The sequence below is a fragment of the Clostridium brassicae genome, assembly GCF_026738875.1.
Classification (GTDB): Bacteria; Bacillota; Clostridia; order Clostridiales; family Clostridiaceae; genus Clostridium_H; species Clostridium_H brassicae.
The window spans coordinates 1-9,704 of sequence record NZ_JAPQFJ010000040.1 but is presented as its reverse complement, the minus strand read 5'-3'; the positions used below and the strand labels follow the sequence as shown (position 1 = coordinate 9,704).

The window sequence follows — 9,704 nt, the reverse complement described above, 5'->3', positions numbered from 1 at the left end:
TGTTAGGCACGCCGCCAGCGTTCGTCCTGAGCCAGGATCAAACTCTCAATTTAAAAGTTTAATCTTTACTCAATTCAATTGACTGACTTTATATCAACTTCTGTTTAATTTTCAAAGACCATTTCTTGTCGATTAACTTCGACAGCTTACTTAGTATATCATGCTTTTTTAAACTTGTCAATAAAATTTAAAAAAGTTTTTCATCATCTTAACTTTTTAATATACATAAAACTATTTTTTGTGCATACCTGCCGTTAAGACAAGATTTATATTATCATAAATTTTAAATATCACTTTATATTTAGATTTCTATTTTTAATAAATATATTATTCTAATGTATATTTTTCTCTGTTTTTTTACATTTTTCTCATGTAGATACACCTGGATAAGTATTTGTTAATCGTATTGTATATATGCTTTAACTACCCCTTACTTTAACTAAGTCACATTTACCTATAAAAGCTTTGATAGCATATAAAAAGACTGTTGATTTATAATCAACAGTCTTTTGTATATAATTATATTATTTTTCTCCGCAAAGGAATAATAATTCTTCCCATCTCTTATCAACTTCAGCTTGGATTGCAGCAATTTTAGCTTTTCCTTCTTCAGTTTTGAAAAGGTGTTTGAATCTTCCTTGTGGTTTTAACCATTCTTCTATAGGAAGTTTGTTAGCTGGTTTATAGCTTAATTTGTACTCACCATTAACAACTTCATATATTGGCCACCAACAAGTTTCTACAGCTAATTTTACTAAATCAAGTTCAGTAGCAGTATCACATCTCCATCCTCTTGGACATGGAGCTAATACGTTCATGAATGTAGCACCTTTGAATTCATTTATAGCTCTAACAGATTTATTGTATAAATCCATAGTGTATTTAGTTCCAGGTATTACAGGAACAGTTTGAGCTACATATGGTAAATGATGTCCTACCATTATTTTTGTTAAGTCTTTTCTATATTGTTCTTTACCTAAAGAACATTTTCCTTGAGGAGTTGTAGTTGTATCTGCTCCTGCAGGACTGGCAGATGATCTTTGGATACCAGTATTCATGTATGCTCCGTTGTCATAACAAACATAAAGCATATCATGGCCTCTTTCCATAGCTCCTGATAGAGATTGGAATCCTATATCATAAGTACCACCGTCTCCACCAAATGTTATGAATTTATAGTTATCTTTAACTTTACCTCTTGCTTTTAATGCTTTATATGCAGCTTCTACACCACTTCCTGTAGCAGATGCACATTCAAAAGCTGTGTGGATATATGAATCTTTCCATGCACTATATGGGTAAACTCCAAGTGAAACTTCAAGACATCCTGTTGCGTTTGAAATTACCGCTTGATCTTCTTCTTTAATAGCTTTTAAAACCCATTTTACGATCATTGGAGCACCACAACCAGCACACATTCTGTGTCCACCAGTTATTCTATCTTGAACATTAGTTATATCCTTTAATGTTGCCATCTACAGCACCTCCTATTCTCTTACTTCTAGATAATTATATCTTTCGTATTTTCCAGTTTCAGTAGCTTTTTGTAAAGCATCGTATACTTTTGCTATACTGCTTACTTTAACGTCTCTTCCACCTAATCCATATATATAGCTCATGATAATCTTGTTATCAACTCTTCCATATAATGAACTTACAACATCTGTGAATAATGGACCACCGTTTCCAGACATTCCTTCAGCTTTATCCATTATAGCTACAGCTTTAACATTTTTAAGAGCTTCAGCTATTTCTTCACCTGGGAATGGTCTGAATAATCTTATTTTAATAAGACCTGCTTTAACGCCTTTTGCTCTTAAATCATCAACGCATCTCTTAGCTGTTCCAGCTGATGATCCGATTATAATTACAGCATACTCAGCATCGTCTAATTTGTATTCTTCGAATAATCCGTATTTTCTTCCAGTTAATTCTTCGAATTCTTTAGCTACATCTAAGAATACTTTCTTAGAATTCATTAATCCTTCTAATTGTTGTCTTTTCATTTCTATATAAACATTTTGAAGTGCTAATGCACCTATTAATTTATTTTCTTTTCCAAGAAGACCGTCTCCAGTTCTTTTGTTTTCTCCAACAAATGATTGAACGTCTTCATTTTTCATTGTATAGAAGTTTTCTACAGCGTGAGATGTGATAAATCCATCATAACAAACTAATGCTGGAGTCATAACATCAGGATGTTCAGTAACTCTTACAGTTTGAATGAAGTTATCGTATGCTTCTTGAACACTTTCAGCATAGATTTGGATAAATCCAGTATCTCTTTCACCCATTGAATCTGAGTGGTCATTGTGTATGTTGATTGGAGCTGATAAAGCTCTGTTAACTGTAGCAATAACAAGTGGAAGTCTATCTCCTGCTGCTATATATAACATTTCATGCATAAGAGCTAATCCATTTGCAGATGTTGCAGTGAAAACTCTAGCTCCAGCTGCAGAAGCCCCGATACAAGCACTTATAGCACTATGCTCTGATTCTACTGGTACAAATTCACTTGTACATAATCCATTTGCTTTAAATGATGAAAAATATTGTGGTACCTCTGTTGAAGGTGTTATAGGGAATGCTGCCATTACATCAGGGTTGATTTGCATCATAGCTGCTGCAACTGCTTCATTACCACTTAAACTCTTTCTTATTTGTTCTGCCTTTGCCATTTTAGTTCCTCCTTTCCTATTCTTCCAACACGAAATCTAATGCGCCGAATTTACATTGAGCTGTACAAACTCCACAGCCTTTACAGAAATCAAAGTCGATTCCTACCATTTTTCCGTTTTCAACTTTTATTGACATGTCTGGACAAACAGCCCAACAAAACATGCAATGTTTACATTTATCTTCGTGCCATACTGGTTTCATTGATCTCCAATCTCCAGTTTTGAAGTCTGCTGCATTACCTGCATCTAGAACTTCTCCGCCTATTGGATATTCTTTCCATTTACTATCTGGAGTTATATTCATTCTTTTACTCAATTCCTTGCACCTCCTGAAGAGATCTCTTTAGAGCTTCCATATTCTTTGGAATAACATGTGGTTTGTTAGCAAATTTATGGTTAAATGAATTTTGCATATCTGATACAAATTGTCCTTCTTCTAATACTCCACTTACTTTAACTACTGCAGCAAGCATTGGAGTGTTAGGGAAGTTTGCTCCTAATATTTCTTCTGAAATACCTTTAGCATCTATTGTATAAACATTTCCTTCATATCCTTTTAATTCTGGCCTTATTTCGTCAGGTGATTTTTTAGTGTTGATTATTATAGCACCTTCTTTTTTTAGTCCAGCTGTACAAGGTACAGATTTTAATAATGTTTCATCTACAACAACAACAAAATCTGGTTCATAAATGTTACTGTGTACTCTTAATTCTTGGTTAGATATTCTATTATAAGCAGTTATTGGAGCACCCATTCTTTCTGGACCGTATTCAGGAAAACCTTGAATGTACATTCCAGTGTTAAATGCAACTTCAGCTAATAGTAGTGATGCGGTTTTAGCACCTTGTCCACCACGACCATGCCAACGAATTTCTACTAATTTTCTCTCCATTGTTGATTTTTCCTCCCTTCATCTTATAAAAAAATTTAATACATTGTTGCTTGACTATATAAATTTTACTCGTTATTATATAACAGTTATCTGAAAACGTTTGTGTTATATACTAGAGTCTAATGATTTTATTGTAACAGGATAAATTTTCCTCTACTCAGAACGTTTTCTGACTATAACAGTTACACAAATAGATTGTAACAGATTACTATTACGGATGTCAAGATAAAACATAATTTTACACGAAATACTTTTCTTTTCTCATTTTTTCTTTATAATAGTACTTTAAATATAATTAAAAACACAACCCCCGGGACACCAAAAAAACCGGCAATTAATGCTGTCCATACGTTTATTCCTATGGTAAACCCTAAATACTGGCCTAATAAATTAAACACTATTAACAAAACTGTTCCCATTATGCCATTTATAACCAGCTTTAAAAAAATCTTTAACGGCCATGCTAAAATCTTAACTAATAGAAATAATAATAGTATTGCTACTAGAAAATAAGCAACATATTCCATATCTATACCTCCAAAATTTTAAATATTTATATAATTATTTTTTATTTTATATTTATATTTATATTTATTAATTTATAAAGCCTTTATATACCATTAGATTAAATTTGTATAAATAAAGCCTCCAATTATAAATTGGAAGCTTTATATTAAAGTTCTATCCTACCTTCTAAAGCTTTAGATAAGGTGACCTCATCAGCATATTCTAAATCTCCACCAACAGGAATACCATGAGCAATCCTTGTTACCTTTACACCAAGAGGCTTTATTATCTTTGAGATATACATAGCTGTAGCTTCCCCCTCTACATTAGGATTAGTTGCAACTATTATCTCTTTAATCTCTCCACCTATTCTTCTAATAAGCTCCTTTAATCTTATATCATCAGGTCCTTTCCCAGACATAGGTGATATAACACCATGAAGTACGTGATAAACTCCATTATACTCTTTTATCTTTTCAACGGACATAATATCTTTAGGCTGTTCAACTACACATATAATACTGTTATCCCTATTTGGATTAGAACAAATAGCACAAGGATCAGTATCCGTATAATTACCACATATAGAACAGTATTTTATTGTCCCTTTGGCTTTTACTAAAGCTTGTGCAAATTCATTAACCTCATCCCCTGGTAGATTTAGTACATGTAATGTAAGTCTTTGAGCTGTCTTATATCCTATTCCAGGTAGTTTGGCAAACTCTTCAATTAATTTTTCTATAGATACTGGATAAAACTCCAAAACTTTCACCTCTATTAACTAGAACATTCCAGGTAAGTTTAATCCCCCTGTAAGCTTTTTCATCTGATTACTTGTTTCTTGATCAGCAGTTTGTAATGCTTGATTACATGCTGTTATAATTAGATCTTGAAGCATTTCAACATCATCTGGATCTACTGCTTCTGGATCTATTTCTACATCTAATATTTGTTTTTTACCATTTACTGTAACCTTAACAACTCCACCGCCTGCTGTTGCTGAAAATTCTTTTTCTTCCAATTCAGCTTGCATTTTTTCCATATCTTGTTGCATTTTTTGTGCTTGTTTCATTAAGTTATTCATATTCATTCCGCCCATTCCAGGGAATCCGCCTTTTGCCATAAAATTACCTCCTAATTAACTGATTTTTTAAATGTATAGCTTACTCTAACCACAATATCTATTTTATAGATATTGGATAAGAACAGCACAACTTTAGGTTTACTTTATAAATAATTGTTGTGATTTGTCTTAGTCTTTTAATATTTTACCATCTATAATTTTATTCATCAATTATTTCTACTAATTCTTCTCCAAAAGTCTCTTTTAGAATTTCTTGTGGTGATTTTTCAGTATCTTCATTTCTATCTACAGTATATTTTATTCTGATCTTTTCCTTTAGTGCATTAGAAAAAATATCTTCAACTATCTTTCTATTTTCTTCTTTTTTCAATCTGTTTATATTAAATGAGTACTCTTCATCATATTTAATTTCAATTACTCCATTTATACAAGACTCTACTTTTCCTGTAACTAATGAAGCATATAGCACCATATGTCTTCGTGACTTTATTATTTCTAAAATATCCTTCCACGATTTTTTAACATCTTCAACTGTTAATTTAGAATCTATATTTTCTTCTACACTACTTTCACAATAATTTTCATCAGTACGTATATCTTTTTTATTCTTATCTATGAGTATAGAATCTTTATTATTTTTTTCATGAATTTTATTAACGTTAGGTTTTTCTTTTACCTCTATGTTTCCTGATTTAAGCATATTCTCAATTCTATTTATTCTAGCCAATATAACTTCTTTAGATGTATCATACTCTATTTTACACATTTTTATTATAGCTAGCTCCAAATATACTCTTCCTTGCTTACTCCATTTAGATTGCTCTTCAGCTTCCTGAAGTATTCTAATAGATCGCATTATTTCTTCTACTCTTATTTTACTGCTTTGCTGTTTTACTAATTCTATATTTTCTTCTGACATATCAAGTATATCTTCGGGATTCTGGCTTACCTTAACCATCATAAGATTTCTCATATGGTGTATCATATCTTTTATAAATAAGTTTATATCTTTTCCACCATAAACTATGTCATCTACTATTTTTATAGATTCTTCCACATCTTTCTCAATAATCATGTCTGTTAATCTAAGTAAATTTTCATTTGTAACAAGACCCAGCATATTAATTACCTGATCATAATTTATTTTTCCATTACCCATAGATATGGCTTGATCAAGTATACTTAATGCATCTCTCATAGCTCCATCTGACATTCTACTAATAAGCTTAAGACTTTTATTGTCAACTGACACTTCCTGTTCTGTTGTTATTTCAATTAGCCTCTCAAATATATCCTCACTTTTAATTCTTTTAAAATCAAACCTTTGACACCTAGATAAAATAGTTATAGGTAATTTTTGAGGATCTGTAGTTGCTAATATAAAAATTACTTTTTCAGGTGGTTCTTCTAAAGTCTTTAAGAAAGCATTTACTGCACCTTGAGTTAGCATATGCGCTTCATCCATTATATAAACCTTATATTTTCCTTCTCTTGGTGGATACTTTACTTCCTCTATAAGATCTCTTATATCATCTACTTTATTGTGAGATGCAGCATCCATTTCTGATACATCTATAGCCAACCCTGCATTTATTTTCTTGCACATATCACATTCATTACATGGTTCACCATCTTGAGGATTAAGGCAATTTACAGCCTTAGAGAAAATTTTTGCTGTAGATGTCTTTCCCGTTCCCCTTGTTCCACATAAAAGATAAGCATGAGCTATTCTACTATTTTTTATTTGATTTTTTATTGTTGTAGTAACGTGCGCTTGCCCTACAACCTCATTAAAAGTCTTTGGTCTCCATTCCCTATATAAAGCAGTGTATGCCACTTAAAACACCTCTTACCTTTTAGTATCTTAAATATTAATTTTAGGATATGTTTTAAAAAATTCTTAATTTCCCATAATTAATTAAATACAAAGTATTTTATAAATAATTATATCATAACCATATATATCTGAAATTAACTTTTAAAATTAATATAAAAAAAAGATGCCTAAAAGCATCTTACTCACTTTATAATGAAATCGTGCACCCCGCATCGACAGTAGAATATGAGCGTTACCTATACAGTTAACTCAAATCAGGTTTACCCACGGCACACGGAAGATCTCACTTACCGCTGCTTCCTTCCGGATCTGACGGAGTTCATGAGTTTCCGTTGCGTGGGGCCCAATTCTCAACGCCACTTATATAGGCCAGACCTCACATTCTAAAGCCTAAACGGGGAATTCAACCCTGCTATAGCGGATTGCAGGTAACAGGACACCGCTAACTTCCCGTCTAGCACGACTCTGGCGGAGAAAGAGGGATTCGAACCCTCGGTAGAGTTTCCCCTACACACGCGTTCCAGGCGTGCTCCTTCAACCACTCGGACATCTCTCCATAATAATTATTATTATGTTTTATTAGCAAGACTTATTATACTATCTATTCATATATATTTCAAGCTATTTATATCTAGAATTGATTTACTATTTTATTATAATATTCTACATCAGTGAGCTAAAACCACTTATACAAATAAAATGATTCTATTAATTAAATTCCTATATAATATTATAAGAAATTTTCCACATAATTATTTTATATAATAGACATATCTAATTATTAAAAATGCTCTCCGTTCTCATAGTAACTATTTTCTTTAAACACAGTAAACATTATATCTAAACTATTATATCCTTGCTCCTGTACTTTATTAGTGACTATTTTAGCAACCTTATCTTGTATTTCTTGTCCTCTATCAAACCAAGCAACTTCTACAAATGGATACCCATCATCAATCTCTTTACCATCCATAATAAAAATAGAATTTATATGCTCAATAGTAAAATAGTCTCTAGGGCAATCTAAAACTTTTTGGAGTTCATCAACTAAATCTTTGCTCATATTACAAATACTTTGAATTTTCATTCCTCTAATTTTTATCTGTGGCATTTTATTAGCTCCTTTCCTTTGGCGGAGAGAAGGGGATTTGAACCCCTGATACCATTTTTCAGGTATAGTGATTTTCGAGACCACCGCCTTAAACCTCTCGGCCATCTCTCCTCTCATCTCACATAAAGACATATACTAATTTACTAATATATTATATCATAAATTAAACTTGAACATAACTTTATTAGATTTATTTATGAATTATCTCCTTTTTTTAAAAAAATCTATAATTATATCGCTACATCTTTCATCGTATACCCAATTAATTTCTATAAAACTATTTAAAGCATTATTCTGAAGTATGTTTATATTTGTTCCACATGCTCCTGCAACTGGATCAAAAGTGCCTATATAAAGTCTTCTTATTCTTGACTGTAGTATAGCGCCTGCACACATAGGACACGGTTCTAAGGTAACATACATCTCACATTCATTTAATCTCCAATTATTTAAAGTCTCTGAAGCTCTTTTTATAGCTATTACTTCTGCATGAGCCATTGGATCTTTTAATGTTTCTCTTAAATTATGTGCAGTAGAAATAACATCTCCATTTTTAACAATAACAGCTCCTACAGGAACTTCTCCTAAAAGCTCCGCAACTTTTGCTTCTTCTAGTGCTATCTCCATAAACCTCTTATTCATAGCTTATACCTCTTACTTCTAGTTAATGAAATCCCTTGTAATTAGTAGTCTTGTAAAATTTTTGTTAAATCATATATGTACATTTGTTCCTTTTTAAGTATTTCTGATAACACATTATATGTAACGGTCTTAGTATCCTTCTCTTTCTTTACTAATCTTCCTTGTATATCTATAATAAGACCTTTATTCTCATTTTCATACTTCAATGCTAATTTTAAAATATCTTTAATACTTTTATGATCTTCATCAATTAAATATATACTATTCTTATATTTATCTATTAAAAATGAAATTTTATCGTATATAGCAAAATCGATTTCATCTAATTGCTTATTTGTTAAGTTTCTCTTTATTTTATTATAATAATTAATATGTTTGTCTTGATGCTTAACAAGAGTCTTACAAACTATTTTACATCTATAATCATCTGGATTAGAAGAATAAATGTCTATATATATGTCCTTAACCTTTCTTTTTAGAAAATTTAGTTTATCTATTATATCAATAACATTATATGCCACTATAGTAATCCTCCTTTATTGGGCACTGTTTACTTCTCAATCTATACTTTTAACAAATTTAGCTTTAATATACTATTTAAGAAATTAATGTGTTATTTTTATTTAAATTAGTATAACCTATGACCAAAAATGTCATAGGTTATACTAATGGTGCACTCGAAGGGATTCGAACCCCCGGCCTTCCCCTTAGGAGGGGGACGCTCTATCCTGCTGAGCTACGAATGCTTATTAAATTTTAAACTATTATTAATTTTATTGCACTTTTAAATTAATGTCAATATATATGTCATTTTTTTGGTTATTATTTCTGATTGATATATGATAATGTCTTAATATAACACATGTGATTATGTCCCAAATATAAATTTTAGTATACAATAAACCTCATAACTTGAAATGAGGTGGACATACTGAGAAAGGTTGCTTTAAGA

11 protein-coding genes, 3 tRNA genes and 1 other RNA gene are annotated in these 9,704 nt (G+C 31.3%); all 15 read right to left on the bottom strand.

The features are described 5' to 3' along the window. Positions 1-524 precede the first annotated feature (524 nt). Positions 525-1,475 (bottom strand): thiamine pyrophosphate-dependent enzyme, encoded by a 951-nt coding sequence (locus OW729_RS18885; RefSeq protein ID WP_268063092.1) that lies wholly within the window; start codon positions 1,473-1,475, stop codon positions 525-527. Between the two features lie 12 nt (positions 1,476-1,487). Further along, positions 1,488-2,678 carry a pyruvate ferredoxin oxidoreductase gene (porA, locus tag OW729_RS18880; RefSeq protein ID WP_268063091.1) on the bottom strand — a complete coding sequence of 397 codons (1,191 nt, stop codon included), beginning with the start codon at positions 2,676-2,678 and terminating at the stop codon, positions 1,488-1,490. A gap of 16 nt (positions 2,679-2,694) precedes the next feature. Continuing rightward, positions 2,695-2,994: a 4Fe-4S binding protein gene (locus tag OW729_RS18875; RefSeq protein WP_268063090.1), complete on the bottom strand. Its 300-nt coding sequence runs from the start codon at positions 2,992-2,994 to the stop codon at positions 2,695-2,697. Then, the gene (locus tag OW729_RS18870) at positions 2,987-3,571 is read right to left on the bottom strand and encodes a 2-oxoacid:acceptor oxidoreductase family protein (RefSeq protein WP_268063089.1); all 585 of its coding nucleotides are present in this window, start codon (positions 3,569-3,571) and stop codon (positions 2,987-2,989) included. Before OW729_RS18870 ends, OW729_RS18875 begins: the two co-directional genes overlap by 8 nt. A gap of 272 nt (positions 3,572-3,843) precedes the next feature. Continuing rightward, positions 3,844-4,098, bottom strand: coding sequence for a pro-sigmaK processing inhibitor BofA family protein (locus OW729_RS18865; RefSeq protein WP_268063088.1), 255 nt, complete (start codon positions 4,096-4,098; stop codon positions 3,844-3,846). A gap of 146 nt (positions 4,099-4,244) precedes the next feature. Next, on the bottom strand, positions 4,245-4,841 hold the full coding sequence (recR, locus tag OW729_RS18860) for a recombination mediator RecR (protein ID WP_268063087.1): 597 nt from the start codon (positions 4,839-4,841) through the stop codon (positions 4,245-4,247). An 18-nt stretch (positions 4,842-4,859) separates the two neighbouring features. Next, positions 4,860-5,201 (bottom strand): YbaB/EbfC family nucleoid-associated protein, encoded by a 342-nt coding sequence (locus tag OW729_RS18855; protein WP_268063086.1) that lies wholly within the window; start codon positions 5,199-5,201, stop codon positions 4,860-4,862. A 160-nt stretch (positions 5,202-5,361) separates the two neighbouring features. After that, positions 5,362-6,999, bottom strand: a complete 1,638-nt coding sequence (dnaX, locus tag OW729_RS18850; RefSeq protein ID WP_268063085.1) for a DNA polymerase III subunit gamma/tau — start codon at positions 6,997-6,999, stop codon at positions 5,362-5,364. Between the two features lie 198 nt (positions 7,000-7,197). Then, positions 7,198-7,462, bottom strand: an RNA gene (gene ffs / locus OW729_RS18845) — signal recognition particle sRNA large type. Positions 7,463-7,465: 3 nt separating this feature from the next. Further along, positions 7,466-7,555, bottom strand: a tRNA-Ser gene (locus tag OW729_RS18840). 225 nt (positions 7,556-7,780) lie between these two features. Then, positions 7,781-8,110: a DUF1904 domain-containing protein gene (locus tag OW729_RS18835; RefSeq protein WP_268063084.1), complete on the bottom strand. Its 330-nt coding sequence runs from the start codon at positions 8,108-8,110 to the stop codon at positions 7,781-7,783. Between the two features lie 19 nt (positions 8,111-8,129). After that, positions 8,130-8,221, bottom strand: a tRNA-Ser gene (locus OW729_RS18830). A 90-nt stretch (positions 8,222-8,311) separates the two neighbouring features. Beyond that, positions 8,312-8,752 carry a nucleoside deaminase gene (locus OW729_RS18825; RefSeq protein ID WP_268063083.1) on the bottom strand — a complete coding sequence of 147 codons (441 nt, stop codon included), beginning with the start codon at positions 8,750-8,752 and terminating at the stop codon, positions 8,312-8,314. Positions 8,753-8,793: 41 nt separating this feature from the next. Then, complete coding sequence (locus OW729_RS18820) at positions 8,794-9,273, bottom strand: hypothetical protein (protein WP_268063082.1); 480 nt, start codon at positions 9,271-9,273, stop codon at positions 8,794-8,796. A gap of 148 nt (positions 9,274-9,421) precedes the next feature. Then, positions 9,422-9,498 (bottom strand) — tRNA-Arg (locus OW729_RS18815). Positions 9,499-9,704 lie beyond the last annotated feature (206 nt).